This window comes from Acinetobacter sp. BZX-2 (assembly GCF_055179795.1).
The window spans coordinates 1,712,963-1,738,344 of the sequence record NZ_CM143686.1 but is presented as its reverse complement, the minus strand read 5'-3'; the positions used below and the strand labels follow the sequence as shown (position 1 = coordinate 1,738,344).

At 37.1% G+C, this 25,382-nt stretch carries 27 protein-coding genes; 12 read left to right on the top strand and 15 right to left on the bottom strand.

Going from position 1 to position 25,382, the window contains the following annotated elements; all coding sequences use genetic code 11:
- Positions 1 to 358: 358 nt before the first annotated feature.
- Positions 359 to 1,495 (bottom strand): acyl-CoA dehydrogenase family protein, encoded by a 1,137-nt coding sequence (locus ACY45D_RS08155; protein WP_463109237.1) that lies wholly within the window; start codon positions 1,493 to 1,495, stop codon positions 359 to 361.
- 209 nt (positions 1,496 to 1,704) lie between these two features.
- Positions 1,705 to 2,475, bottom strand: coding sequence for a 3-hydroxyacyl-CoA dehydrogenase (locus ACY45D_RS08150; protein ID WP_463109236.1), 771 nt, complete (start codon positions 2,473 to 2,475; stop codon positions 1,705 to 1,707).
- 179 nt (positions 2,476 to 2,654) lie between these two features.
- Between ACY45D_RS08150 and ACY45D_RS08145 the strand changes: the two genes are divergently transcribed.
- Positions 2,655 to 3,677 (top strand): helix-turn-helix domain-containing protein, encoded by a 1,023-nt coding sequence (locus tag ACY45D_RS08145; RefSeq protein WP_463109235.1) that lies wholly within the window; start codon positions 2,655 to 2,657, stop codon positions 3,675 to 3,677.
- 211 nt (positions 3,678 to 3,888) lie between these two features.
- Positions 3,889 to 4,236 (top strand): hypothetical protein, encoded by a 348-nt coding sequence (locus ACY45D_RS08140; protein WP_463109234.1) that lies wholly within the window; start codon positions 3,889 to 3,891, stop codon positions 4,234 to 4,236.
- 106 nt (positions 4,237 to 4,342) lie between these two features.
- Here ACY45D_RS08140 and prmC read toward each other — a convergent pair whose 3' ends face one another.
- Both prmC and prfA read right to left on the bottom strand, forming a co-directional pair.
- Positions 4,343 to 5,158: a peptide chain release factor N(5)-glutamine methyltransferase gene (gene prmC, locus ACY45D_RS08135; RefSeq protein ID WP_463109233.1), complete on the bottom strand. Its 816-nt coding sequence runs from the start codon at positions 5,156 to 5,158 to the stop codon at positions 4,343 to 4,345.
- Positions 5,158 to 6,246: a peptide chain release factor 1 gene (prfA, locus tag ACY45D_RS08130; protein ID WP_463109232.1), complete on the bottom strand. Its 1,089-nt coding sequence runs from the start codon at positions 6,244 to 6,246 to the stop codon at positions 5,158 to 5,160. Before prfA ends, prmC begins: the two co-directional genes overlap by 1 nt.
- A 379-nt stretch (positions 6,247 to 6,625) precedes the next feature.
- On the opposite strand from prfA, the gene ACY45D_RS08125 reads away from it, so the two are divergent.
- Positions 6,626 to 7,060, top strand: a complete 435-nt coding sequence (locus tag ACY45D_RS08125; protein WP_463109231.1) for a hypothetical protein — start codon at positions 6,626 to 6,628, stop codon at positions 7,058 to 7,060.
- A gap of 285 nt (positions 7,061 to 7,345) precedes the next feature.
- Here the strand turns inward: ACY45D_RS08125 and ACY45D_RS08120 are convergent, their stop codons facing one another.
- The 4 genes from ACY45D_RS08120 to ACY45D_RS08105 form a co-directional block, all read right to left on the bottom strand.
- Positions 7,346 to 7,837, bottom strand: a complete 492-nt coding sequence (locus ACY45D_RS08120) for a hypothetical protein (protein WP_463109230.1) — start codon at positions 7,835 to 7,837, stop codon at positions 7,346 to 7,348.
- A 204-nt stretch (positions 7,838 to 8,041) separates the two neighbouring features.
- On the bottom strand, positions 8,042 to 9,343 hold the full coding sequence (locus tag ACY45D_RS08115) for a type VI immunity family protein (RefSeq protein ID WP_463109459.1): 1,302 nt from the start codon (positions 9,341 to 9,343) through the stop codon (positions 8,042 to 8,044).
- Between the two features lie 18 nt (positions 9,344 to 9,361).
- On the bottom strand, positions 9,362 to 10,375 hold the full coding sequence (locus tag ACY45D_RS08110) for a nuclease (RefSeq protein ID WP_463109229.1): 1,014 nt from the start codon (positions 10,373 to 10,375) through the stop codon (positions 9,362 to 9,364).
- A 15-nt stretch (positions 10,376 to 10,390) separates the two neighbouring features.
- A complete protein-coding gene (locus ACY45D_RS08105) occupies positions 10,391 to 10,918 on the bottom strand; it encodes a PAAR domain-containing protein (protein ID WP_463109228.1) in 528 nt (175 codons plus the stop codon).
- Between the two features lie 407 nt (positions 10,919 to 11,325).
- On the opposite strand from ACY45D_RS08105, the gene ACY45D_RS08100 reads away from it, so the two are divergent.
- The 4 genes from ACY45D_RS08100 to ACY45D_RS08085 all read left to right on the top strand — a co-directional run bounded on the left by ACY45D_RS08100 (position 11,326) and on the right by ACY45D_RS08085 (position 14,739).
- Positions 11,326 to 11,874, top strand: coding sequence for a hypothetical protein (locus ACY45D_RS08100; RefSeq protein ID WP_463109227.1), 549 nt, complete (start codon positions 11,326 to 11,328; stop codon positions 11,872 to 11,874).
- A gap of 171 nt (positions 11,875 to 12,045) precedes the next feature.
- On the top strand, positions 12,046 to 13,059 hold the full coding sequence (locus tag ACY45D_RS08095; RefSeq protein ID WP_463109226.1) for an LLM class flavin-dependent oxidoreductase: 1,014 nt from the start codon (positions 12,046 to 12,048) through the stop codon (positions 13,057 to 13,059).
- Between the two features lie 241 nt (positions 13,060 to 13,300).
- Positions 13,301 to 13,786, top strand: coding sequence for an inner membrane protein YiaA (gene yiaA / locus ACY45D_RS08090; RefSeq protein ID WP_463109225.1), 486 nt, complete (start codon positions 13,301 to 13,303; stop codon positions 13,784 to 13,786).
- Positions 13,787 to 14,184: 398 nt separating this feature from the next.
- Positions 14,185 to 14,739, top strand: coding sequence for a flavoprotein (locus ACY45D_RS08085; protein ID WP_463109224.1), 555 nt, complete (start codon positions 14,185 to 14,187; stop codon positions 14,737 to 14,739).
- 635 nt (positions 14,740 to 15,374) lie between these two features.
- On the opposite strand, the gene ACY45D_RS08080 is transcribed toward ACY45D_RS08085, so the two are convergent.
- Positions 15,375 to 15,794 (bottom strand): OsmC family protein, encoded by a 420-nt coding sequence (locus ACY45D_RS08080; protein WP_010111287.1) that lies wholly within the window; start codon positions 15,792 to 15,794, stop codon positions 15,375 to 15,377.
- 151 nt (positions 15,795 to 15,945) lie between these two features.
- Between ACY45D_RS08080 and crp the strand changes: the two genes are divergently transcribed.
- A complete protein-coding gene (gene crp, locus ACY45D_RS08075; protein ID WP_463109223.1) occupies positions 15,946 to 16,656 on the top strand; it encodes a cAMP-activated global transcriptional regulator CRP in 711 nt (236 codons plus the stop codon).
- A 287-nt stretch (positions 16,657 to 16,943) separates the two neighbouring features.
- The gene (locus tag ACY45D_RS08070) at positions 16,944 to 17,993 is read left to right on the top strand and encodes an NADP(H)-dependent aldo-keto reductase (RefSeq protein ID WP_463109222.1); all 1,050 of its coding nucleotides are present in this window, start codon (positions 16,944 to 16,946) and stop codon (positions 17,991 to 17,993) included.
- 103 nt (positions 17,994 to 18,096) lie between these two features.
- Here ACY45D_RS08070 and ACY45D_RS08065 read toward each other — a convergent pair whose 3' ends face one another.
- The 4 genes from ACY45D_RS08065 to ACY45D_RS08050 form a co-directional block, all read right to left on the bottom strand.
- Positions 18,097 to 18,882, bottom strand: coding sequence for a M48 family metallopeptidase (locus ACY45D_RS08065; RefSeq protein WP_463109221.1), 786 nt, complete (start codon positions 18,880 to 18,882; stop codon positions 18,097 to 18,099).
- 116 nt (positions 18,883 to 18,998) lie between these two features.
- Positions 18,999 to 19,304: a hypothetical protein gene (locus ACY45D_RS08060; RefSeq protein ID WP_463109220.1), complete on the bottom strand. Its 306-nt coding sequence runs from the start codon at positions 19,302 to 19,304 to the stop codon at positions 18,999 to 19,001.
- 492 nt (positions 19,305 to 19,796) lie between these two features.
- On the bottom strand, positions 19,797 to 21,116 hold the full coding sequence (locus ACY45D_RS08055) for an adenylosuccinate synthase (protein WP_463109219.1): 1,320 nt from the start codon (positions 21,114 to 21,116) through the stop codon (positions 19,797 to 19,799).
- A 78-nt stretch (positions 21,117 to 21,194) separates the two neighbouring features.
- Complete coding sequence (locus ACY45D_RS08050) at positions 21,195 to 22,361, bottom strand: ATP phosphoribosyltransferase regulatory subunit (protein WP_463109218.1); 1,167 nt, start codon at positions 22,359 to 22,361, stop codon at positions 21,195 to 21,197.
- Positions 22,362 to 22,709: 348 nt separating this feature from the next.
- Between ACY45D_RS08050 and ACY45D_RS08045 the strand changes: the two genes are divergently transcribed.
- On the top strand, positions 22,710 to 23,219 hold the full coding sequence (locus ACY45D_RS08045; protein WP_463109217.1) for a hypothetical protein: 510 nt from the start codon (positions 22,710 to 22,712) through the stop codon (positions 23,217 to 23,219).
- 39 nt (positions 23,220 to 23,258) lie between these two features.
- Here ACY45D_RS08045 and ACY45D_RS08040 read toward each other — a convergent pair whose 3' ends face one another.
- Positions 23,259 to 23,720 (bottom strand): Lrp/AsnC family transcriptional regulator, encoded by a 462-nt coding sequence (locus ACY45D_RS08040; RefSeq protein WP_463109216.1) that lies wholly within the window; start codon positions 23,718 to 23,720, stop codon positions 23,259 to 23,261.
- Positions 23,721 to 23,871: 151 nt separating this feature from the next.
- On the opposite strand from ACY45D_RS08040, the gene ACY45D_RS08035 reads away from it, so the two are divergent.
- Positions 23,872 to 24,615 carry an AzlC family ABC transporter permease gene (locus ACY45D_RS08035; RefSeq protein ID WP_463109215.1) on the top strand — a complete coding sequence of 248 codons (744 nt, stop codon included), beginning with the start codon at positions 23,872 to 23,874 and terminating at the stop codon, positions 24,613 to 24,615.
- The gene (locus ACY45D_RS08030; RefSeq protein ID WP_463109214.1) at positions 24,612 to 24,911 is read left to right on the top strand and encodes an AzlD family protein; all 300 of its coding nucleotides are present in this window, start codon (positions 24,612 to 24,614) and stop codon (positions 24,909 to 24,911) included. The genes ACY45D_RS08035 and ACY45D_RS08030 overlap by 4 nt, the downstream gene beginning before the upstream one ends.
- Positions 24,912 to 25,005: 94 nt before the next feature.
- Here the strand turns inward: ACY45D_RS08030 and ACY45D_RS08025 are convergent, their stop codons facing one another.
- The gene (locus ACY45D_RS08025) at positions 25,006 to 25,305 is read right to left on the bottom strand and encodes a hypothetical protein (RefSeq protein WP_463109213.1); all 300 of its coding nucleotides are present in this window, start codon (positions 25,303 to 25,305) and stop codon (positions 25,006 to 25,008) included.
- Positions 25,306 to 25,382: the final 77 nt, after the last annotated feature.

Sequence of the window (25,382 nt, the reverse complement as noted above, 5' to 3'; positions counted from 1 at the left end):
TATGATACGCGGAAACGTCAGTCGCATTGTTCGAGGCATGAGGAATATATTCCGCAAGATCTGCAATATACTGTTTTTGCAATATATTAGGTACTTGATAGTATCTGTCGAGTTGGCGACTGACAAATGGTTTTGCCCTTGCGTGGCAATGCCACTCATCCCGAAAGCCTTGCGAGGTAGTACCTCTCAGGTCGAACCTGAACAAGGTTGAAATATATTTCAAGCGAAGTGCAAGACGAAGTGGGTTAATCCTTGCTTTTGACTTTAAACGGTAAGACTCCGTTGTGCCTGATCTATCTTTTCAATAACTTACATTAAAGTTTATCCCGAACTGACGTTATTTATTCAATAAAAATGTTCAGTTATTAATCACAGCTCTTGCAATCACCAAACGCTGAATATCAGAAGCACCTTCATAAATTTGGCTGACACGTACATCTCGATAAATACGTTCTACTGGGAAATCAGAAACATAGCCATATCCACCATGAATTTGAATAGCATCTGAGCATACTTTCTCTGCGATTTCAGAAGCAAAAAGTTTGGCCATTGAGGCTTCTTTAAGGCACGGTAAATTTGCATCTTTTAAACTTGCAGCATGATAAATCAATTGTCGTGCTGCTTCGATTTGAGTTGCCATATCTGCCAGTCGAAAGGCAACGGCTTGATGTTGCACCAATTCGACACCAAATGATTTACGTTGATTGGCATATTCAACGGCGGCATCTAAAGCTGCACGTGCCATACCGACACACTGCGAAGCAATACCAATACGCCCTGACTCAAGATTAGACAAAGCAATTTTGTATCCTTCACCTTCATTACCCAGTATATTTTCAGCTGGAATGCGGCAATTTTCAAAGACAATTGTTGCTGTATCTGAACAATGTTGTCCCATTTTTTCTTCTATACGAGAAACGATATAACCCTCTGTATTCGTTGGTACAATAAAACACGAAATCCCTTTTTTACCTGCGGCTTTATCTGTAATTGCAAAAACAATCGCAAGTTGAGCATGTTGCCCTGTGGTAATGAATTGCTTGGTACCATTAATGATCCATGAATCACCATCACGTTCTGCTTTACATAACAATGCGCCTGCATCTGAACCCGCTTGAGGTTCAGTTAAACAAAAGCATCCTAGCCATTCACCTGTAGCAAGTTTACTTAAATAATCTTGCTTATGTTGCGCTGTACCATATTTTTGAATAATGCCGCAGGGTAATGAATTCTGTACACTGACAATAGTTGAGATTGCGCCATCACCTGCTGCAATTTCTTCAATTGCAGCAACCAGTGAAATATAATCTAAGCCTGCACCGCCCCATTGCTCAGCAACGGTCATGCCTAAAGCACCCAGCTCGCCTAATTCCTTAAGCTCCTCAGCAGGAAATCTTGATGTTTTGTCACGCTCTGCTGCTGTTGGTTTTAATTTATTCTGCGAATAATTTCGCATCATTTCCTGAACCATTTTTTGTTGTTCATTTAGAATCATGTGAGCATCCTTCCTCAGCAAATTTAAACAGGCTGCGATATAAAATATTTGTAAATAAGATCAAAGCATAGCTTCGACAATATGCGCTATTCACATATTGAAAGTCAGATAAATATTGATTTGAAATTAGAATTTTAAAGATCATTAGCTAAATCCTAAATCTAACGTTATTTAGGATTTAGCAAGTTTGATCTGTGAATATTCAGCAATTATTTAGGCTGCATACGAATTGCACCATCTAAACGAATGGTTTCACCATTTAAATAACTGTTTTCACAAATATGCCCCACCAAATGAGCAAACTCTTCTGGTTTAGCCAAACGCGGTGGAAATGGCACCATTGCACCTAAAGCATCCTGTACTTTTTCAGGCAGACTTTTTAACATCGGTGTTTCCATGATTCCTGGTGCAATCGTCATCACACGTATTGCATGTTGAGCAAGCTCACGTGCTAAAGGTAAAGTCATCGCAACCACAGCACCTTTTGATGCTGCATACGCAGCTTGTCCAATCTGACCATCAAAAGCAGCAACAGAGGCTGTATTAACGATAACGCCACGATCTTCTTCACCTGCCTTTAATTCATAACGAGAAATCACATCTGCTGCATAACGCAACATGTTAAATGTACCAGACACATTGATATCTAATACTTTTTGAAATGCATCAAGTGCATGAATACCATTTTTACCCAAAACTTTTGCAGATGGCCCAATGCCTGCGCAATTGATCAAACCATTCAATTGACCATATTCTTGTTCTACATTTTTAAAAAACTGTGCTACTGCAGCTTCATCTGTTACATCTAATGCTACAAATTTAGATTTTTCACCTAAACGTTGCTGCATTTCATCACCAAGTGCTTGATTCATATCAACCATGATCACTTTTGCACCATTCTCAACCAAATGTGTTGCAGTGGCAGCACCAAGACCTGATGCACCACCTGTCACAACAAAAACTTTTCCTTCAATTTTCATCCTGTATTCCTATTAATTGTTTGAATCAATACGTTTAAAATAAATCTAATTAGACTTAAGATGCAGAGTAAACCGAGTCATGCTTGAGTACAATTTCCAAAAGTTGCATCCTTTATGATGGATTTGGATAATTTCAAATGGCTTTGCCCCAAGCATTTCACAAAATAATGGAATAGGATGTGAATAATCAACTGCTCAGTGAAAACAAAGGCACCATTTCAATCGCACTGGTACATGAAGCATTATTCAATGCGAAACAGAAAGGCTTTAACCTTCAGCAAATACTCTCCAAAGCCGAAATTCCGCTTGAATTATTTCAGTCTGCGAAAGCACGGATTTCTGTTTCAGCTTATGCAAAATTATGGACTGAAATCGCCAATCAAATGAATGATGAATTCTTTGGTATGGACACTCATCCAATGCGTCGTGGTAGCTATAAATTACTCTCCAAAATGGTGATGCATGCAGATACCTTACGCAGTGCCATTGAACAAATTTTGCAATATTTAAATTTTATTTTGGATGATTTCCACGGCAAATTGATTATTGATGAAAATTATGCCTACATTGTCATTACAGATAAATTACAAACCAAGCGTATGTTTTGCTATGCAACTTATTTCATGCTGATTCATAGCCTTATGTGTTGGTTAGCAGATCAGCGTATTTTAATTAATCGTATCCAATTGAAATGCGTACAACCTATAGATGATCTAGATTATCGAGTACGTTTTTGTGAAAAAATTAGCTACCAAGCGGATAAGAATTATCTGCAATTTGATGCTAATTATTTGAATATTGCGATAAAACGTGACAAAAAATCTTGGTATACATTTATTCAAAATACACCAGAAAATTTATTAATCCGCTTTAAAAATCCTCATGCATTAAGCTCAATGATTCGTAAACAATTATTATCTCTCGCCCCTGTCGATTGGTATGAACTCAATGAATTAGCACAACAACTCAATATTTCAGAAGCAACTATTCAACGACGTTTAAAAAGTGAAGGAATCAGTTACCAACAACTCAAGAATGATATTCGTCGAGATTTAGCAATTGAATTACTGTGTAAATCTACGCATAGCTTGCAAGAAATTAGTGAGCAATTAAATTTTCAAGAACCTAGCGCGTTTCATCGCGCATTTAAAAAATGGACAGGTGTAAGTCCTGGGGCTTATCGCGAACTCAAAGTAATTTAAACAGCTCAGTCATTTTTTAAGTTTTAATTAGCATACTGTTTTTATGCCACTTTTATAAAAATTCATTTTTTATATCTTATCGATGATTACAGCCGATCTTAATATGGTTGATTTTTATGCAATATAGGTGTAATTTTCACACAATTCAGAGCAACCCTTTTGCTCATTTTGCGGTAACTCCTCCCCTTTAATCAGCCTTTAGGTCAATACTATGCTTAAGATGATTGATGTACTCGATCAAAACCTAGTTCAAAACTTTATCAACTCCCTTTCAACCCAAACAGAACACCTCGATGAACTTATCGAAGGGATCTTAAACACCTCTAATCACGATTTTGACAACGTGATTAATCAATTTTTCACGACCAACAATGCTCAAGAAATTGCTCAAGCACTTGATATCAATCAAGATCGTCTACAAGCAATTCAAACAGGTTTTGCGATGCAGCAAGAAAACATCGCTGATACAGCCAAAATCGTAGCACTTTGTCTTGCACTTGAAACCAACGCTTTAAAACAAGTGGATATTGCAGATAGTTTAGAAGGCTATCCAGTTTAATTTAGCTTGCTTTATACGCGATGTTTCATAAAAAAGCCTTGTGAACTATATATTCACAAGGCTTTATTTTTTATTGAATACGATAAAGGTAAAATTTTAAATCAAATTACATCCAACAGCCTAAAGTCACACGGTCATTTCCACCATAATCTTTTACAGTTCTGACTTCTTTAAAACCAGCACCTTTAAAAATATTACGTACCGCTTCACCTTGATCATAGCCATGTTCAAGTACAATCCAACCTTGCGCAGCTAACCACTTTTTACCCTGCTGGATAATATGTTCAATATCTGCCAAACCTTGTTTGTCTGCAACCAAAGCTCTTTCAGGCTCAGAAGCTAAATTCAACATATGCTGATCTTTAGCATCTATATAAGGCGGGTTCGATACGATCACATCAAAATATTGACGATTCAATGCATCAAACCAACTGCCTAAAAAGAATTTAACCTGAGTTAAATCATGCTTTTCTGCATTATGCAAAGCAACTTCTAAAGTCGGTTCATAAATATCTGTTGCGATCACTGACCAATTCGGACGCTCACTCGCAAGTGATAAGGCAATTGCGCCCGTACCTGTACCTAAATCCACAACACGCGTATCTTCTGGTAAATCAAGACGCAATACCGTTTCAACAAGTACTTCTGTATCTGGACGAGGCACTAGAGTATCTGTAGTCACAGTCAGATCTAAGGTCCAAAAGGGTTGAGAGCCAGTCACATAAGCCAAAGGTTCACCCGCTGCGATACGTGCTAAACCATTCACATAATCTTGCTCTTGTTCGGCTGTGAGTTCTTGTTCAGATTTGAGTGATAAATCAAAAGCATCAATTTTTAAAATATGCTCAAGTAGCCAAGCATTTTCTTGACGCTCATAACTCTCAACTTCTCCACGTAAGGCTAAAGCCTGTGCAATATTCATTAACCACCATTTTGCTGTGCAAGAAGAGCTAGCTGATCCGCTTGATATTCACGATGTAAACTATCTAACAACTCGGTCAAATCTCCTTCCATCACCGCATCCAACTTATACAACGTTAGGTTAATACGGTGATCTGTCATACGACCTTGCGGATAGTTATAAGTGCGGATACGTTCTGAACGATCTCCCGAACCCACCAAATCACGGCGCATTTCAGAGGTGGCAGCATCTGCAGCAGCACGTTTCGCATTTTCCAAACGAGAAGCCAATAAAGCCAGTGCCTTCGCTTTGTTTTTATGTTGAGAACGCTCATCCTGACATTCAACCACAGTTCCTGTCGGAATATGGGTAATACGCACAGCAGAATCTGTTTTGTTAATATGCTGACCACCTGCACCTGATGCACGATAAGTATCAATACGTAAATCCGCAGGATTAATCTCTACTGTAGTATCAACATCAACTTCAGGAAGAATTGCCACGGTACATGCCGAAGTATGTACACGACCTTGTGACTCAGTCGCAGGGACACGTTGTACACGATGTGCGCCACTTTCAAACTTTAAGCGACCATAAACCCCTTCACCACTAACAAGGCAAATGATCTCCTTATAACCACCGTGTTCGCCTTCATTTTCAGACAGAACTTCAATACGCCAGCCTTGAGACTCAGCATATTTGCTATACATACGATATAAATCACCTGAGAAAATGGCCGCTTCATCTCCACCTGTGCCTGCACGAACTTCCAAATACGCCGAATTGGCATCATTCGGATCTTTAGGAATCATGAGAATATTCAACTCAGCTTCGAGTTGTTCAATTAAAGCCTTATTCTCTTTAATTTCCTCGACTGCCATTTCTTTAAAATCTGGATCTGACAACATCGCTTCGGCAGTTTCTATATCATCTTCAGCTTGTTTATACTTTTTCCAAACATCTGTAATTTCAGTTAAATCATTATGTTCACGTGACAAATTACGAAAACGCTTATTGTCTAAAATCACTTCGACATCTGCCAATAATGCTTCTAACTCTTCATGTCGATCACAAAGTTGATCTAATCGTAAACGTAACGATTCTTTCATTTTAAATACATTCTCAATCTAAGCCTTAGCGATGACTATCTATATAAACCGATATAAACATGAATCAGCTAAGAAAATTCTATAGTTGTGCATAGTTTACCGATTCTGCCCTTTAAATACAGCAACTATTGCACAAGGCACTGCATTTACCCACGCCAAGCCGTTTTTTCACTGGAAATAAAAAACACTTTCTCCATGATTTGTACTTTTTAGTGAAAATCTGCACGTTTAACCGTCAATATTAATAGAAAACATACATTCAGATACCAAACACTATCAAATTGCAGATACATCTCCATTTTCTCAGAAAATATTTTTGTTACATTTGCCTCCATCGAATAGAGACAGAGCTGTCCAAATAAAGGACATGGAGAAACATATGAAATTAAATACGATCTTAATGACGACTGCATTGACAGTTTCATCTATGTTTACAATGAGTGCCCACGCAGACAACTCAACTCGAATCGCAGCAACCTCAGCTTTAGGTAGTGTTGTTGGTACTGCTGTAGGTAAACAAATGGGTGGTAACACAGGTGCAATGATTGGTTCGGCTATTGGTGGTGCAGGCGGTGCTGCCGCTGCAACCAATAAACATGACCGTACTGCTGCTGCAATCGGTGGTGGTTTGGGTGGCGTTGGTGGCTATAGCGTTGGTAAGAGCATGGGTGGAACAACAGGTGGATACATCGGTGCTGCTGCTGGTGCTGCAGGTGGTTCAGTCTTAGGTAAGAAAGTTTCTGAAGACCGTCATGCAGATCAACGTAAGTACAATAAAAAGTACTACAAAAAACACCATCGTCATAACCACTAAGCTATGTAATATGCAAGTTATGTAATATGCAAAAGCACCTTCGGGTGCTTTTTATTTGTGCGATTGAAAACTTTTAAAATAAGCTTGCATGTCTTGTTCTGATTGAATCATGCTTCATCTTGCTTAATACGCATAATCTCACTAACCAAGTGCCATTTAACTTTCTTTCAATGTTTTAAAACCACTTTAAAACAACGAGTTTATAAAATTGAATTTAAAGCCCTTAAATATGAAATACACGTGTTAATACAAAAGTAATTTTGTATCACCACCATCTGCAAACACTTAATTAAAAGCATCTACAATTTTTTTATTTTTATCAGGATCATTAGGTAAAACAAACCAATAGGGATTTTCTCTGACGACGACAAAAAGTTTTAAATTTTTTTCTTCTGCCACTTTTTTAATATTACTAAATAATGCTTTTTCAACTTGATAATCTAGTTCAATTTTAATATCAAATTGCTCGTCGATACTCAATTTTTCAAAATCTTCTTCTGTGTATTTATCACCATATTCTTTCCAAACTTGCTGTACGTCTTGCCCTATTTTTTTCTCAAGTGCTGTCGTATCTATTTGGGCATCTTTTAAAATTTCAGAATCTGAAATTCCATTGTCATAAAACTCTTTTATCTCTACATATTGCATATAAGAATGGTATTCATTTAACCAATCACGAAAATTTGTAAACTCTTGACTATTTTGGGGAATCTCTTGTTTTTTTAACTCAGGAAGCGCTTCCTGAAGTAGGTAATAAATCTCATCTGAATTGCCCATTTTTGCTACCTTTGCTGTCATAGAAGTGTTTGGTGAAATTTCTGAAGAGTGAAAAACGGCTTCACATTTGGTAACGATGAAACTGATGAATATAATAAAAATAGTAAATACGTATTCCATTTTAAAATTCACTTATTAACTTGAAAAATAGGTCGAAAACTGCTTTATCCATCGTCTAGATAAGTGCAGTTAAGCTTTAATTGATTATTTATCAACCCTGACAATCTCACTAACCAAGTGCCATTTAATTTTTTTAGCTTGTTTTAAAACAGCATGGTCATAAAACTCTAAAAATCGAGGTGCAATATCACCTTTAAGCAAAACCACATGTTGACGATAATCATCGAGATCGTTAGGTTCATAATCATTACGATCGTCATAACCTACATAAACAGGTTGACCATCTAAATCGACTTGTTCGTCATAACGATAAATGCCATCAATTTCACAAGGTCGCCCAGACTCAAGGTAAATATTCTGTTTACGTGGTTTTTTTTCTTCATAGTGTTCACAATCAGGAAAAATATCAGGTGCATCCAAACGACGAATCCATTTACGACTCTCATCAATATCTAAAACCTTATAGTGATTATCTACATCTTGGCTAATATTCCAATAAGCACCATTTCGTAAAGGACGCAGCGCTCTATTTAAATTATAATAACTTGTTAAAATAGGCAGATTGCTTGGCACCAGTTGTGGAAAGTCTTCCAGTTGAAATAAAAAACCTTGCTTTTGTTGCTGAGGTTTTAAATCAAAAAATTCACAATATTTAGCAAAAGTTTTTACTTCACAAATCCGTTGTACCAAGGTGTTGCTTAAATAAGTCAACCAATCAATACTTTTAATCCCATCCTGAATTAAATTTCTTTCATCTATACCTGCACCTAAATAAATCCCCAAAAAACGTTCACCTTGTGCTAAAGCATAATCGCCAACTCCAATAGGTCGATAAGGCAAAATACTTTGAAAGCCTGCTACAGCATAATAAACCTCCAATTTATCAATAAAAAACTGAATTAACTGCATTAAAATTATTTTAATTTCAGGATCAAAAATCAACTTATTTGGCACACAAAATTTAATTTCAGAACAAAAAAGTTTATGCCCTTCCCAACCTCGATTCGTCATAGCAGAAATCATATATTCAGGTGCCTCTTTTTGTTCTCCTGATGCACAGTACCATTCAATTTGATCATCAGGATGGGACTTTTGAGTAATCACCTGCCGTATAGAAGGCATTTTAGGGTCATCTAAGTCAGCATAATGGCCTTCACCATGATCATCATAATAGCCACCCCAAGTTAAATATTCTCCAAAGTGTTGATTATAAGCGTCTACACATTCCGCTAAAGCTTGACGCTTTTCAGGACGATGCCCTGCAAAATACAAAAAGTGCGCTTGAAATTCTGCGCCTGTAATAAATAAATCAGGTTGATCTTTACGATGTTCAACCCATTGAAAGTCTTTAAAATAAGGATCTAAATCTTCATAACTTTTAATAATCATCTTATTATTCTCGCCTTATGAATGTGCCAAAGTGGCAAAACCTGTAATCAATATTCCACCACCAACAGCTTCTGTAGCACTTATTGCTCCTGCGCTCGCAACTGCTCCACCTGCGGCTCCTGCCAAGATCACCGTGCCACAAATAAAAGCACCTCCAATCCCAACACTGGCAGTAATTGGAATCATCAGACTTTGATACTCTTGTAAGGGAACATATTTGCGATAAAACTGTACTTGTGGTGATGGTGGTGCAAGCAGTTTGCCTAGCCCCCCCAACATACTGGGAATACCTTTCTTAGCCGTTAAACCCGTATTGGCAGGACGAAATGTTGCATTTTTATAAGGTGTTGGATTTTTAATTGGAGGATAGACTGGAATTTTTATCCCTCCACTTGGCGGTTTCCGAGTACTACAACTACAATCTTTATCCGATACTTCTCTTACCCTTTTTGGAGCTATAATTTTATATGCTTCGAGTTGCCCTTTGCCCCATTTATCCTTTCCGAACTTAATTTCGACAAGACGTTCTATATTTTTTCCTTTGGGATAAAAACGTTTCCAATCTATAGTTCCAGACATGCGCATTTCAATAATTTCAGCAGCTTTAATGGCTAAAATCGTAACATCAGGAATACGAAAGTCTCCTTTGGTTAAGTTTTCAATCTGTTCTTTTGCTGCACCAAGAGGAAATGAAGAAGGTCTATGCATTCGTGGAGGATCTGCGCTCATTAACGGTTTAGGAGGGTGTAGTCTCATGTTATAGCCAACTTCGGCTAAATATGCCCATACCCCAAAATTTAAATCTGCTTCTTTACGAATAGCTTTGGTGACGGTCTGCTGATAAAGACTTTGTCCAATATTACCGATTTTAGGCGCTTTACTAGCAGCACAAATATGCGCACATAAGTAGCTTTTGTTAGTTCCTGTTTCTAGTTTTATCTTCGCGCTTTTGGTCATGGTTTTTGTTTCTGAGGGTTTGGTCTTATTCGGACTGTTAGAACCTGAACCAACTGTATTACGACCTGCCATTTTTATTTTCCTTATTTACAAGTCAGTTATATGGTATTGGTCAAATTCAGGTTCCTCTTCATCATCAAGTATTTGCAGATTTACAGGGAGTTTTTCATGTGTCCAAAGATGCTCAGTTTGACCTTGCTCATTGGTATAACCTTCTATCACCGAGCCATCTCCAGCGGATAATCGATACTTTTGATTGGCTATAGGCTGATTATCATTATCCAACAACGTAAAAAACTCATGGTATTTTTGCGCTGTTGCAGTGAGCTGTTCTGGAATTGTGGTTTCACTGCTGCCATCTGACCATCCCATCAAGTTTTGACTTGAAATCACTTGATGACCGCAACTGAGCACACAACCATGATAAGCAATCTGACTTCCGTGATCGAGATGCCCTGCCCAACCTTGTTGAATCTTTTGAAGAGCATTACAGCACATGACCTTCATCCCCATACTTGCGACAGGTCGCCCCATAATAATTGTTCTAACATTACCCTCTACAACGACACCACCACCAGTGGTTCGATCACCCATACAAATATAATATTTCATCATTATGCTACCTTATTGTTTAGTTATTTTAATTTAAAAATAAAGCACAACTTTAGTTAACAATCACAAAGATGTCTACTTAACCGCCATGATGCATTCAACTCAACACCTAGATTTTTCACGCTTTTTATTCAAACACGCAATTGATTAATAATAAAATTTAAACAAATTCATAAACAATAATGAGGATAAGTTTTCTTGATATTTGTTTTAAAATTAAAACATTTCTAATACATTTCAAAAATTTGGGTTAGCAAAAACCCAATCATGTAGAAATTAAAGAGAGAAAAATACAATCCAGACACTAAACGACAAATCTAATTACCTTGCTATCCATAATTATTGCAACATATTTCTATATTCTAAACTCAAGTTCAATAAAACGAAGAAGCTTCGACAAGGAGTTTGATATGAAATTACAAGCAATTCTTGGTGCAACTGTAATTGCAGCCACAATGATGACGACAGCACATGCCGATAATTCGAGTCGCGTCGCTTTAACTTCTGCCCTTGGTGGTGTTGTGGGTGCAGCGATTGGGCAACAAATGGGTGGGTCAACAGGTGCAATGATCGGTTCAGCAATCGGCGGTGGTGCAGGTGCTGGGGCTGCAGCCAATAAAAGAGACCGTAATGGTGCAATTATTGGTGGTGCGCTTGGCGGCGCAGGCGGTTATACCGTAGGTAAAAATGTAACAGGTACATCAACAGGTGGTTATGTAGGTGCAGGACTTGGTGCTGCAGGTGGCGCAGCGCTTGGTAAAAAAGTCAGCGCTGATAACCGATACGATGATCGTTATGACGACAGATATGATGACCGTTATGACCGTCGCTACGATGATCGTTACGACCGCCGTTATAATAGTAAAGGCTATCGTAATAACAGTTACCGTTATAATGACCGTAATTATCGCCATGACAATGGCAACCATTATGGCTGGTACAAAAACAAAAAACGTTAATCCTGTTTTATGTTTAAGAAAGCTAAGTAACAACGATCAAAGCACCTACGGGTGCTTTTTTACATGATAAGTACACTAATTATTACAATATATCGAAATTATTCGATATACATCATATTTTTTATATCGTATTATATCGATATAAAATACATTCAGGTTTAGAGTCCGACTATGCCCACTTTAACAGATACTCAGTTAAAAGATACGAAATTTTCTATTCTTGAACTTGCACCTGTTCGTGAAGATCAAAATGCCGAATTCTCATTGAAGCATGCTTTAGCATTGGCTCAACATGCTGAGAAGCTTGGTTATGAACGTTTGTGGCTTGCAGAACACCATAATATGGATGGAATCGCAAGCTCAGCAACTGCGGTATTACTCGGTTATATACTGGCAAATACCCAAAAAATTCGTTTAGGTTCTGGTGGTATTATGCTACCTAATCATGCTCCTCTGGTTGTTGCGGAGCAATTCGGGACATTGGCAACACTTTATCCAAACCGTATCGAACTCGGTTTAGGTCGCGCGCCTGGAACTGATCCGACAACCATGCGTGCCTTAAGACGCGGACACCAAGAAACTGAAGAGCAATTTCCTCAAGATGTTTTGGAAATACTGAGCTATTTTGCCGATGCTCAACCTCACCAAAGAATCAAGGCAACACCAGGTCAGGGTACACACGTTCCAGTTTGGTTATTAGGTTCAAGCTTATTTAGTGCACAGCTTGCTGCACGTTTAGGGCTTCCCTACTCATTCGCCTCTCATTTTGCACCACGCATGTTAGAGCAAGCCATTCAATTGTATCGTGACAATTTCCAACCCTCTGAATATTTAGACAAACCTTATGTTTCGATGGGTGTTCCAACTGTTGTTGCATCCACCGATGAAGAAGCTGAATATTTAGCGACCAGTGTTTATCAACGAATTTTAGCTTTATTGACAGGTCAAAGTCTAAAACTCAAAGCACCGATCGATAGTATGGAAGGTCGCTGGTCAGTTTCTGAAAAAATGGCCGTACAAAACTTTCTTGCAATGGCGCAAATCGGTTCGCCTGAAACAGTAAAGAAAGGTTTGGAACCGCTGTTAGAGAAATACCAAGTTGATGAGTTTATTTTTACTTGTGATATTTACGATACAGATAAACGTTTAGAAAACTTTAGTTTATTGATGGATTTAAAAAAATAATTTTTTAAACGACTTTTCCTCTTTACCAAAATGAAATGCTAAGTTTCATTTTGGTTTTTTTTAACGTGCATTTGAATAAACTTATACAATATTGATTTTAAATAACTTTATTAAAATAATAAAAATTTATACCTATTTATTTTCACGCTTTACAATTCAACAATCATGAAGTGCTTTGCCATCTATTTTGATGTAGGCATAATAGCCATATAAAAACCAGTAAAATCAATAAGGAAGAACAATGAATCACTATATCAACAAACCAACACCTGCTTTTATTGCAGTAAGTTGGGTTGCATTACTGGCAGGTGCAGCAGCTTATTGTATAGGCTTATTCAACGCACAATTGGCATTGAATGAAAAAGGTTATTACTTAATCCTAATTTTATACGGGTTATTTTCTGCTGTTTCCTTACAAAAAATCGTCCGTGATAAACTCGAAGGCCAACAAGTCACTGCAATTTATTATGGGCTATGTTGGGCCTCTGTCGTCATCTGCGTGGTGTTATTGGCCTTAGGTTTATGGAATGCCAGCATGGCACTCAGTGAAAAAGGCTTTTATATCATGGCCTTTTTACTCAGCTTATTTGGTGCTGTTGCGGTTCAAAAGAATATTCGAGATTTAGAATATTTAAAAAATCATAATGACCACAACAATTTAGAAATGAATCAAAGAATAAATCAATTAGACATGAAAGAAGCTGACGCAAAAGATGATCAGTTTTAAATTTCGTTATTGAGTGGTTAATCCATACAAAAGACCTAAAGCTTGCTGTAGGTCTTTTTTTATTACAATTTATAAATTGTCCACCTAAATCCATAATTTTATTTGGTTTTATATTTGCATCGGCTATAACAACAAGACTATAACAACATTATAGTTAAGCAAAACCAATGACAAAACCATATAATCTAGGTGAATTTATAGACAGTTATTTTTTATCATTAAACAAATTTTGTAATCAGTCCGCGCCAACTGATTTATACAAATCTTCAAACCATCATGATTACAACGAAAATGACTGATCAGATTTCAAAAAGAGCTTTACCAACGATTCTAAGTTTAGTTATATGAATGAATATCAAAGCCAAGAGCTTTGAAAATAAAACAAAAAGGATATTGATATGCACAGCAAGAAAAAAAGCCAAAGGGACGGTTTTTTTCAAAATACAGCAGAGTTTTTTAAAAATTATACTGGGACAATTATTTCTGCGAATGAAATTAAACAATCAAATTTTACAGGTCTAAATGTTGCTATTATTGGTGCAAATCAATCTACTGCGACTCATTTAGACTTAATTACACAACATGCAACATCCGTTAAAGTCTTTCAAATTAAGCCTGCTTTTGTTCTACCACAAACTGAAAAAGGGATTCATCGATTAATTTCTCATCCACTGATCATCAAAAATCGTCGTTTGTTTAATAATCGCGTAAAATCTTTGTTAGCGATCCGATACCTAGATTCACAAGTGCAAGAACAATGGTTAAAACGCCAACTGATGCCCAACTCAGCAGATGAACATAAAGTTTTCCTCAAATCAGATACTTATTACACAGCCTTACAACGTCAAAACTGTAAATTAATGACTTGGCCGATTGTTAAAATTACCAATCATGCGGTACAAAGTATGGAAGGAGTTGAACACCCTGCCGATGTCATTATCACCACATACTAAATTTAATCATTGAGTAGTGTGAATTTCAACACCGAGAAAGGTTTAAAGCCTTTCTCAAATTCTCTTTTAATTCAAATTAAACTCAAAAATAGTTTCAGTCTAAAAACATATTCTTGTATTTAATTCGACCTTAGCCATTAATATCTTTTTCATATTATTTATAGTCTAAATATTTCTAGCTTTATCATTCCAAAATTCATTTTGTATATTTTCAAACAACTCATAAGTACAAATCATGTTCTTCTGTATCTGTTATGAATTGACAGCTTTCAACCTTTAGTGTCTCGACAAATAGTTCACCCAAAAAAATCCGCCATTACTTTGAGTAAAAACGACCGCCACAAGATCACAAGCGAGCATTCATTGTTAAGCTCGGCATCAAATGCCTTTAGCTCTATTAAGAAAAATAACAACGTAAATAAAGAAAAATGCAGACAAATTATACAAAATGAGTTTAAAAATAATTAAGTTAGCGTGAAAAATCAGCCATAAAAATGCTTTTTAAGATTTTAGACACATTTTGTAATAATTTATATTTCAAAAAATAATGTCTGCCCAGTCATTATTTTTAAATCTAAAAAACATAAAAAAAGCCAATATTGATATTGGCTTTTTGAAAAAAATTCTGTGCTAAATTATAACGCAATAATTTCGAAATCGTGGGTAATTTCCACACCACCGTCAGAAAGCATTTTACTTGCAGAACAATACTTCTCAGCAGACAGCTCAACGGCCTTAGCGACTTGTTTTTCCTTAACATCTCGACCTGTTACCACAAAATGTAAATGTATTTTTGTGAACACAGCTGGAATCGTGTCTGCTCTTTCTGCTTTAAGTTGACATACAACATCGGTCACGTCTTGGCGTGATTTCTTCAAAATAGTCACAATATCAAACGAAGCACAACCACCAAGTCCCATTAGTATTAACTCCATAGGACGTGGACCACGGTTTTCACCGCCATATTCAGCAGAGCCATCCATTACGATTTGGTGACCACTCTCCGATTTTGCTTCAAAAGCAACATTCTCTAACCAATGAACGCTAGTTTGCATTGCAACTACCTAAAAAAAGCTATAAATTTACAGGGTACCTGTACACTAGCATAAAATGAGTTGATAAGGAATTTCATCTCTACTGCTTCTACGTGACGAGTTCAATTTAGATCAAAAGATCTAGTTATTATCCAATTCGGAATTTTTAAGCATGCCTTCTAATTTTGCACAACTTAGTACAGATGCTTTGTCTCCTGGTCAGTTACCTGAGTCAGTCAAAGCTTTACTCAAAAGAGCTCACATCAATCGTTTTCCAAAACGATCTACAATTATCGATGCAGGTTCTGAGTCAAAATCGCTGTATTTAATTTTAAAAGGTTCAGTTTCAATTATTTTACGTGAAGATGATGAGCGTGAAATTGTTGTTGCATATTTGAACCCTGGGGATTTTTTTGGGGAAATGGGTTTATTTGAGCAAAATCCTCAACGTACTGCGGAAGTTAGAACCCGTGACGTATGTGAAATTGCTGAAATTTCTTATGACAATTTCCACGAAATTAGCAAACAATATCCTGACTTAAGCTATGCTGTATTTGCACAGCTTGTTCGCCGTTTAAAAAATACAACACGTAAAGTCACAGATTTAGCGTTTATAGACGTATCTGGTCGTATTGCACGTTGTTTAATTGACCTTTCATCACAGCCTGAAGCAATGATTTTGCCAAATGGTCGTCAAATCCGTATTACTCGCCAAGAAATTGGACGTATTGTCGGTTGCTCTCGTGAAATGGTCGGTCGTGTTCTTAAAACGCTTGAAGAACAAGGCATGATTGAAACAGATGGTAAAGCAATCCTTATTTTTGATGTATCTTTAGAAGAATCAGCTTTTTCTGAAGACGATGCTGATCATGATGATGAATAAAGCATTTCGGCCAGCTTGAGAATTAAAATCCCTTTATTGAATGTTTATTCATTTGGGATAAACATCATCCTTCTCTGGCAGCTAAAATCATATTAAAAGCAAACCTTCGCGTTTGCTTTTTTTAACTTTGTTTTTTTAATTTAACTTTCCCCATATCAGAATTTTTAACAAATTTATCATATATAGAGAATAAACATCCTTTCTTAAAATCACTGATACACCCCTATTTAAGCTATGATGAATCTATAGCAATGATCCAACATTTTTTATTATTCTAAGGATGTGCAATGAAATCGAATCGTTTAGGGCAATCTGATCTTATCGTTCCAGAAATTTGTCTAGGGACAATGACGTTTGGTGAGCAGAATGATCAAAATCAAGCCTTTGAGCAATTGGCTTATGCACTTGATCATGACCTCCATTTCTGGGATACCGCAGAAATGTATCCCGTTCCACCCAAACCAGAAACCCAAGGTTCAACAGAAACCATTATTGGAAATTGGATTGCTCAGAATGGACAACGAGACAAACTGATTTTAGCAACTAAAATCGCAGGCCCACAGCAAGGTGGCAGTCATATCCGTGATGGTCATACCAAGTTCATCAAGTCTGAAATAGAATCTGCGCTAGATTCTTCTCTAAAGCGTTTACAGACGGATTATGTCGATCTGTATCAACTGCACTGGCCTCAACGTTCTACCAACTTCTTTGGCGCATTAGGCTATACCAATCAACATGCAGCACTTACACAGGACATTACCCCGCTTGAAGAAACCCTAACCGCACTTTCTGATGAAGTTAAAAAGGGACGTATTCGCCATATCGGGCTGTCCAATGAAACGCCTTGGGGAACAATGAAATTTCTACATTTAGCGGAACAGCTGGGTTTAGAAAAAGTCGTCAGTGTGCAAAACCCCTACAATTTACTCAATCGTAGTTATGAGGTTGGTATGGCTGAAATTGCACAATATGAAAATGTAGGCTTATTGGCTTACTCGCCTCTTGCATTTGGCTTTTTAACTGGAAAATACCGTCATGGTGCACGCCCTGCTGATGGACGAATTACATTATTTTCACGTTTTAGTCGTTATACCAATCCACAAAGTGAATGGGCGACTGAACAGTATGCCTTACTCGCAGAAAAACATGGATTAAGCTTAACTCAATTGGCGTTAGCTTTTATTAAACAACAATTTTTTGTAGACAGTACAATTATTGGCGCAACAACCATGGATCAGTTAAAAGAAAATATCAATGCATTTCAAATTGATTTGTCTGAAGAAATTTTGACGGAAATTAACGCAATTCATCAACAACAGCCAAATCCAGCCCCTTAATGCAAATCAACGATTCAGCTGAGTATTTTTACAGATAATGACGACTTGCTTTAAAAAACAAAAGGATGCTTACGCATCCTTTTGTTCTTAGACAAATTGTCTATTATCTTCCGCCACGTGCATTATAAACTGCCATCGCAGCTGGCAAATTCTTTTTCATTGCATTGATACGCGTCGCATCGGATGGATGCGTTGACAATATTGCAGAACCTTGAGCTCCACCTTGTTTTGCCATTTTTTCCCACAATGTAATCGAAGCTTGAGGGTTATACCCTGCTCGCGCCATCATCATGAGTCCACCTTGGTCAGCACGGCTTTCTAAGCTACGTGAGTATGGCAAACCAACACCAACTTGACTGCCTAAATCAATTGCGGCATTACCCAACTCACCAATTTGGCTTCCAGCATACGATTTACCAATGCCTACAGCTAAATTTGTTAAAGCTTGCGCACCTAGCTTTTGCTTAGAATGTTCTTCCAAAGCATGCGTCATTTCGTGTCCCATCACAGCGGCAACTTCTGCCTCAGATAGGTTTAATTTGTTTACAATACCTGTATAAAATACAACCTTACCACCTGGCGCTACATAAGCATTGACCGTGTCAGATTTTAAAACTGCCAATTGCCAATCAAACTTTTGCCCTGTTTGGTTCATTTGATCTGCATACGGTTTTAATTTAACAAAAGCAGAGTAAATCTTTTTATACGTTGCTGATGAAGTGTCTAGCGTGTTTTTACTACGCGCCTCTTGCACAGTTTTATTAAAACCTTGAGCCGCACTCATATTCAAAGTCGCTGAATCAGCACCTGCCATATCGGCAACAGTTGTACAACCAGAAATTGCTAAAGCACTTGTAGCGCACAAACTGAGCAATAATTTTTTCTTCATTATAATTTTCTCCGCATAAAGAAGTTGAACTTTACAATGAAGCGATTATATTCAATAACTTGGGTGCAATAATATAAAATAAGTTACAGATTCATAGGATTTATGTAAGTGTTCTGTTATAAAAACTGCACAATTAGCCAATAAATGAGGCAAATCACATTTAAAACCAAATATATTTGGCTTAATGGTTTTATTTTTTCATTCAATTCGACATTTTTACGTTTTGCAAAAAGAATCGCATTTTGAAGCAAAATAATCGGGACTAAAATACACGCAATAATCACACTCAAGCCTAATAATGCATTATTAATCAATACTTGGTCTGTTGTTTGTGCCTGAATAATCATCAGTGCGATTGTTGGCGCACCACCCATTGCAAAGATAAGTGAATAAAAGATTGTATTTGAAATATTTTTTTGCATCCCACAAACCCATTTCCATTTAAGTGCTACATTCTAGCAAGCTTGTAATTCATGCATAGTAGATTTAATTTCGACTTTAGTCGTTATTTAAAAGTAAATATTTTATCTACCCAAGATATAATCTGTTAAATACCCTTTTTGGGTGGCCTATATCACTAAAAAATAAAAATATAGCCTATATAAAAGCTTAAACATAAATACCATGACTTTGCCATATAATATTAAAATAGAATTATTATATTATGATAATTTCACTCATTTATTCTAAAAATAAAAATACACTTGTCTTTTCAATATTCAAGACAAGATTCTTGTTATAACTTAAGGTGAGAATAATATCCTACATATCAGCCAATTCTTATTGATAAAATGATTATCACTATATGATTTTATGGATTTTAAAAAATCGGAAAAATTATTCTCATAAAATTCATTTTTAATACAAGAAAGCCTCGTAAATACGAGGCTTTCTTGGTGATTCTAATCTAGCGATTAAGCATCAAATGGATGACGTAATACAATTGTTTCATCACGATCTGGGCCAGTTGAAATAATATCAATTGGACATTCAATCAATTGCTCAATACGTTTCACATAATTAATTGCATTTTGTGGCAATTGATCAAGTGATTTTGCACCAAAAGTAGATTCAGACCAACCTGGCATTGTTTCATAAATTGGTTTCAACGTTTCAAATGCAAGTGCATCTGTTGAACCTGTACAACCTGAATCAGCTGCTTCGTAACCTACACAGATTTTCACTTCTTCCAAACCATCCAATACGTCAAGTTTAGTTAAGCAAATACCTGAAAGTGAGTTCACATCTACAGAACGGCGTAGAATTTCTGCATCAAACCAACCACAACGACGTTGACGGCCTGTAGAAGCACCAAACTCTGAACCTACAGTTCCGAGGTGTTTACCAATCGCATCACCAACATCATTCGCAGCATCGTAAACCAACTCAGTTGGGAACGGACCAGCACCGACACGTGTAGTATAAGCTTTGGTAATACCTAATACATAGTCAAGGTGTAATGGACCTAGACCTGAACCTGAACTTACACCACCAGCAGTTGTATTTGATGATGTCACATATGGATATGTACCATGGTCAACATCTAGAAGTGAGCCTTGAGCCCCTTCAAACATGATATTTTCACCATTTTTACGATAGTTATGTAACTCAGCAATCACGTCAATCACTAATGGAGCAACAACTTCACGCCATTGATCACATAATGCCAATACATCTTCAACTTTAACGGGTTCTACACCAAAGAATTGAGTCAATTGGAAGTTATGGTATTCAAGCAACTCTTCAAGTTGTGCTTTAAGATGATCTCCGCCACGAACTAAATCCGCAACACGGATCGCACGACGCGCAACTTTATCTTCATAAGCAGGACCAATACCACGACCAGTCGTACCAATTTTGGCATTACCACGTTTAATTTCACGTGCTTGATCTAGTGCAATATGGTGAGGAAGAATCAATGGGCAGTTTGGAGAAATACGTAGACGCTCACGAACTGGCACACCTTCTTTCTCAAGAATGTCCATCTCTTTAATCAAAGCTTCAGGTGAAAGTACAACACCATTACCGATTAAGCACAGTACGTTTTCACGTAAAATACCTGATGGAATGAGGTGAAGAACTGTTTTCTTACCACCAACGACGAGCGTATGACCCGCGTTATGTCCACCTTGATAACGAACAACCGCAGCCGCTTGATCTGTGAGCAGGTCAACGATTTTACCTTTACCTTCGTCGCCCCATTGGGTACCGAGTACCACAACATTTGTGCCCATAATAGCCTCATTACATCATGCTGTTAAAATTGAAAACCACACATCAATGTTCTAAATATTTACACTGATGCCTAGCGATTAAATTTTTTCGACTTTCCACTCACCTGCAACAAGTACCATTTGGTGTGTTGCATTTGGAACAGAGTTTAAATCATCATTACCCAACAACTGTATTACACTTAAACCTTGGCTACGTGCTGTCGCAATCGCTGCCAATAAAGCTTTGTCAGTACCCTTAGGTGCTACGACTTTTTCAATATGTTTAAACTGACCTGCACTGAGTGCATAAAGATCACAACTAAAACCCGTTGCAGGACGTGCTCGACCAAAATGCTCACCAATCCCATCATAGCGACCACCTAAAGCAAGTGGTGCAGCACGGTTAGGTGCGTACACAGCATAGGTTAAACCTGTGTGATAATGGTATGAGCGCAATTCCACAACATCGATACCGATGCGTAGCTTAGGCCAACGTGCTTGAATCTCAACTTGAGTTGTCGTTAAAACATTAAAAGCTTGTTTAAATGCTTCATCAGCTAAAATACTGGCACTTAAATTGGCCTGCAATGCAGCCAAATCACTTGCATAACGACCTAAAACATAGAAGTCTGAGCCGAATTTCAATTCTTTTGTAAATTCTGCAAGTTCAGGTAATGCTTTGCGTTGATACAAATCAGAAAGTTGACTCTCTGTATCTTTGCTTAAACCCGCTTGCTTGACTAAACTTCTAAATAAACCGACATGCCCTAAGTCTAAATGGACACTTTCCACCAACCCTGCTGTTTCAAGCAAACCGAGCATCACGTCAATCATTTCAACGTCTGCATCAATACTGTCTGAACCAAAGAGTTCTGCACCTAACTGTAAAGGTGCACGTGTGGTATTAAAACCTTGAGGCTTGGTATGAAGGACAGTTCCTGCATAACAGTAACGCGCCACACCTTGTACTGGATGTACATGAGCATCGATACGTGCCACTTGCGGTGTCATATCGGCACGCACACCAAGTAAACGACCTGAAAGTTGGTCGATGACTTTAAAAGTGGCTAAGTCTAAATCTTGATTCGATTCGGAAAGAGAAGAAAGAGATTCGATGTATTCGATAAATGGCGTGTACACCAACTGATAACCTCGAGTTGCGAGGAAATCTAAAGCTTCGCGGCGCAATTGTTCAATAATTTGCGCTTGCTCTGGTAACACATCAGCTACACCATCAGGTAATAACCATGTCTCTGAAATGGGCATGTTGTAAACCTAAATCCTGTCTGCGCGGAACAAATCCGCATAAAAAAATCGGGAGCACACCCGATTTCTCTTAGTTTACCACGTTCATTTGCGCTGTGCATTAATAAAATAACTTTTGCATAACGAATAATGTGATGCTTTAAACACATTTTAATCAAATTTCTAACTTCTTTTCAAAACAAACACAAAACTGTACGTTCGCACATCGTATTTTCTTCGATAAAGTTATTCTATTACAGATATTTATATCAATATTAAGGTTGATATTTTCATCTATAAATTTATAATTTTGACGTTGAAAATACGTACAAATTTTGAAAAAACACAACAACACTTTGGGGATTTTTAATGGAAATGCACAGCAATGTCTATTACAAACATGCAGATTCAAAAGTTATGGCTGACTTGGATCGTTTATTTAAAGAACATCAGGGAGATAAAGATAAGTTTGTTGCCGCTGCAATCACACTAAATCCTGAGCAAGGTCAAGAACTTGCATTAGACCTCTTAGACAGTGTGGACAATGTCGAATTTGATCTTGGTCCTGAAACAATTCAGTCTATTGAAGGTTATTCTATTGCCCATTTTGTTCACGGTTCATCTGGCGATGAATTTATTGAGGCTATTCTACTGTTCTTAAAAGCTTTACTTGCAGATATTCATACCCAAGCATGGGGTTGCGGTGACGATGACCCATGGGAGTTTTGGCTTAAATTTGAAGGTGATGAACTGATTCGTGAAGACGATGAACCGTTTAATGATCCTGAAGAAGATGAAGAAATCAAAGCCTCGATTTATACATGGTGGCATGCAGACTTACCGAAAAAAATCAAAGAAGGTTTTCTAAACGAAGAATAATCGCTCGTATACTCAACGCTCCTATGATTCATTTAAAAATCAATTCAATGGCAATTCCGTTGTTTGCTTAATTTTTTGCAACGGAATTTCAGTTTTAACATTCTGTATCCCTGAAATTTTATTTAAATGATTAATTTGAAATTTACGATAAGCTTCCAAATCAGACACAACTATTCTTAGAAAGAAATCGCAATCCCCTGCCATGAGTTGACATTCTACAATCTCTGGAATATCCATAATGGTGTCTATAAATTGATTTACCGTGCGCTCATCCTGACCTTTCAACCAAATTCGTGCAAAAACTGTGAGGCTTAAATTCACTTTTTGAGGATTCACCAAAGCCACGTATTGGTCAATAATCCCCGCATCTTCCAATTGCTTAACTCGGCGTAAACATGGTGATGCCGATAATCCGATTTGTTCAGCCAATTCATTATTTTGCAATTTGCCATCACGCTGTAGTGCTTGCAGAATACGACGATCTGTATGGTCTAATTTCATAAAGACTCTCCACACACTTAAATTCTATAAATGAGTAATTTCACGCAATATTATTTTAAAGTAGTTTCTTATAATAGCAACTTTGGTGAAATATAGCGTATCAATTAGCATAAAATAGAATTCACTCATTCTACTTACCTTTGAGCTACGCATGTTTAGTTTTAAAAACACGACGCGAGAACTTTCTTATTCTTTAGAATTTAGGGAGTTTTTACGTGGAATTAAAGTTTCGATTCCAATGTTATTAGGGATTATTCCTTTTGCTTTGGTTTTAGGAACACAAGCGGCTCAAAAAGGTTTTTCAGCTTTAGAAGTTCCATTACTCACGGGTTTAAATTTTGCAGGTGGGTCTGAGTTTGCCATTATTGAAGTTTGGACGCAGCCACCTCAGCTTTTGTTTTTAATTTTAATCACTTTTTTAGTCAATAGCCGTCATATTTTGATGGGTGCGAGCTTAGCACCCTATATTCGACATCTACCTAACCGCAAAGCCTTACCTCTATTGTTTTTTATGTGTGACGAAAGTTGGGCATTAAGCATCACCGATGCACATAAGAATAATCCACGTAATCCCTATCATGGCTTTAGTGTGTTTTTTTATATCGGTTTATGTTTTGCCCTATATGTCATGTGGGTAGTTTTTACCACTTTAGGTGTAGGAATTGGCTCATTCCTTGGAGATGTGACCAAATTTGGCTTTGACATGGCATTTCCAGCCGTTTGTTTAGTGCTTTTACGAGGCATGTGGAAAGGCTTTAAACCTGCATTGCCATGGTTATTTAGCCTAATTGCAGCAGCATTGGCTTATCTCTATTTGCCAAATGGTTGGTACGTTTTAATCGGTTCTATTACTGGGGTTATCGCAGCATTTTTCTTAAGCGGAGATGAAGAATGATTCATACAACGACACTTATCGCTATTATCTGTGTTGCACTTACCACTTATTCGACACGTATTTTAGGCTATTTGCTATTAAAAAATAAAACCTTAAGTAAAAAAGCAACACGCATCTTACAAGTCATCCCCGGCTGTGTGCTTATTTCAGTGATCGCACCTTATTTTGTTGCGGACAATCCAGCCAGCTTAATTGCAATTACAATAACTTTAGCTGCCGCTTGTTATTTATCTTTATTGCCAACCGTGATGATCAGTATTGTTGCAACAGGCGCATTGAGATACTTCTTGAATTAAACCAAGTTGTATCTTTAATTTTTTTATAATGCGTGAATAAATTTTCCGTTTTCCTGTGTCAAAGACGTTTTTCTATCCAATTGTTTTTAAAAAATTATTTATTAGACAAATTCTGTTGCAATAAACGAATAAGTTCAGCATTTTGTAATTCAACTTGAGCCATACGTGCTGTGGTTTTATCAATCACCTCCTGCTGAACATGCATTTTCTTTGCTAAATCTTGCATAATCTGCAAAGTCTGTTTGAGATGTTCTTCTTGTGCATTGATATGTTGTTCTTGATCTTGTTGAATCGATAGAAGCTCTTGATTCTCTTTAGAAAGCTTGCCTGTTTGCCAAATGATGAACATCACAGCCAAATAAAGAAACACGATTCCTGTAATTATAAATATCATTACATTCCCCCAAAAAATAAATTGTGATATGACAGAACAAAAATGATTGATCAATAAACCATTTTAAACACGTCTGA

Coding starts and splice junctions, on each gene's coding strand:
- ACY45D_RS08150 (WP_463109236.1), bottom strand. CDS start 2,475: ATGAAAATTGAAGGAAAAGTTTTTGTTGTGACAGGTGGTGCATCAGGT.
- ACY45D_RS08155 (WP_463109237.1), bottom strand. CDS start 1,495: ATGATTCTAAATGAACAACAAAAAATGGTTCAGGAAATGATGCGAAAT.
- prmC (WP_463109233.1), bottom strand. CDS start 5,158: ATGAATATTGCACAGGCTTTAGCCTTACGTGGAGAAGTTGAGAGTTAT.
- ACY45D_RS08045 (WP_463109217.1), top strand. CDS start 22,710: ATGGAAATGCACAGCAATGTCTATTACAAACATGCAGATTCAAAAGTT.
- ACY45D_RS08120 (WP_463109230.1), bottom strand. CDS start 7,837: ATGGGCAATTCAGATGAGATTTATTACCTACTTCAGGAAGCGCTTCCT.
- ACY45D_RS08105 (WP_463109228.1), bottom strand. CDS start 10,918: ATGATGAAATATTATATTTGTATGGGTGATCGAACCACTGGTGGTGGT.
- ACY45D_RS08110 (WP_463109229.1), bottom strand. CDS start 10,375: ATGGCAGGTCGTAATACAGTTGGTTCAGGTTCTAACAGTCCGAATAAG.
- ACY45D_RS08040 (WP_463109216.1), bottom strand. CDS start 23,720: ATGAAATTAGACCATACAGATCGTCGTATTCTGCAAGCACTACAGCGT.
- ACY45D_RS08085 (WP_463109224.1), top strand. CDS start 14,185: ATGCACAGCAAGAAAAAAAGCCAAAGGGACGGTTTTTTTCAAAATACA.
- ACY45D_RS08125 (WP_463109231.1), top strand. CDS start 6,626: ATGAAATTAAATACGATCTTAATGACGACTGCATTGACAGTTTCATCT.
- ACY45D_RS08030 (WP_463109214.1), top strand. CDS start 24,612: ATGATTCATACAACGACACTTATCGCTATTATCTGTGTTGCACTTACC.
- ACY45D_RS08035 (WP_463109215.1), top strand. CDS start 23,872: ATGTTTAGTTTTAAAAACACGACGCGAGAACTTTCTTATTCTTTAGAA.
- ACY45D_RS08080 (WP_010111287.1), bottom strand. CDS start 15,794: ATGCAAACTAGCGTTCATTGGTTAGAGAATGTTGCTTTTGAAGCAAAA.
- crp (WP_463109223.1), top strand. CDS start 15,946: ATGCCTTCTAATTTTGCACAACTTAGTACAGATGCTTTGTCTCCTGGT.
- ACY45D_RS08065 (WP_463109221.1), bottom strand. CDS start 18,882: ATGAAGAAAAAATTATTGCTCAGTTTGTGCGCTACAAGTGCTTTAGCA.
- ACY45D_RS08140 (WP_463109234.1), top strand. CDS start 3,889: ATGCTTAAGATGATTGATGTACTCGATCAAAACCTAGTTCAAAACTTT.
- ACY45D_RS08095 (WP_463109226.1), top strand. CDS start 12,046: ATGCCCACTTTAACAGATACTCAGTTAAAAGATACGAAATTTTCTATT.
- ACY45D_RS08050 (WP_463109218.1), bottom strand. CDS start 22,361: ATGCCCATTTCAGAGACATGGTTATTACCTGATGGTGTAGCTGATGTG.
- ACY45D_RS08060 (WP_463109220.1), bottom strand. CDS start 19,304: ATGCAAAAAAATATTTCAAATACAATCTTTTATTCACTTATCTTTGCA.
- ACY45D_RS08055 (WP_463109219.1), bottom strand. CDS start 21,116: ATGGGCACAAATGTTGTGGTACTCGGTACCCAATGGGGCGACGAAGGT.
- ACY45D_RS08100 (WP_463109227.1), top strand. CDS start 11,326: ATGAAATTACAAGCAATTCTTGGTGCAACTGTAATTGCAGCCACAATG.
- ACY45D_RS08025 (WP_463109213.1), bottom strand. CDS start 25,305: ATGATATTTATAATTACAGGAATCGTGTTTCTTTATTTGGCTGTGATG.
- yiaA (WP_463109225.1), top strand. CDS start 13,301: ATGAATCACTATATCAACAAACCAACACCTGCTTTTATTGCAGTAAGT.
- ACY45D_RS08070 (WP_463109222.1), top strand. CDS start 16,944: ATGAAATCGAATCGTTTAGGGCAATCTGATCTTATCGTTCCAGAAATT.
- prfA (WP_463109232.1), bottom strand. CDS start 6,246: ATGAAAGAATCGTTACGTTTACGATTAGATCAACTTTGTGATCGACAT.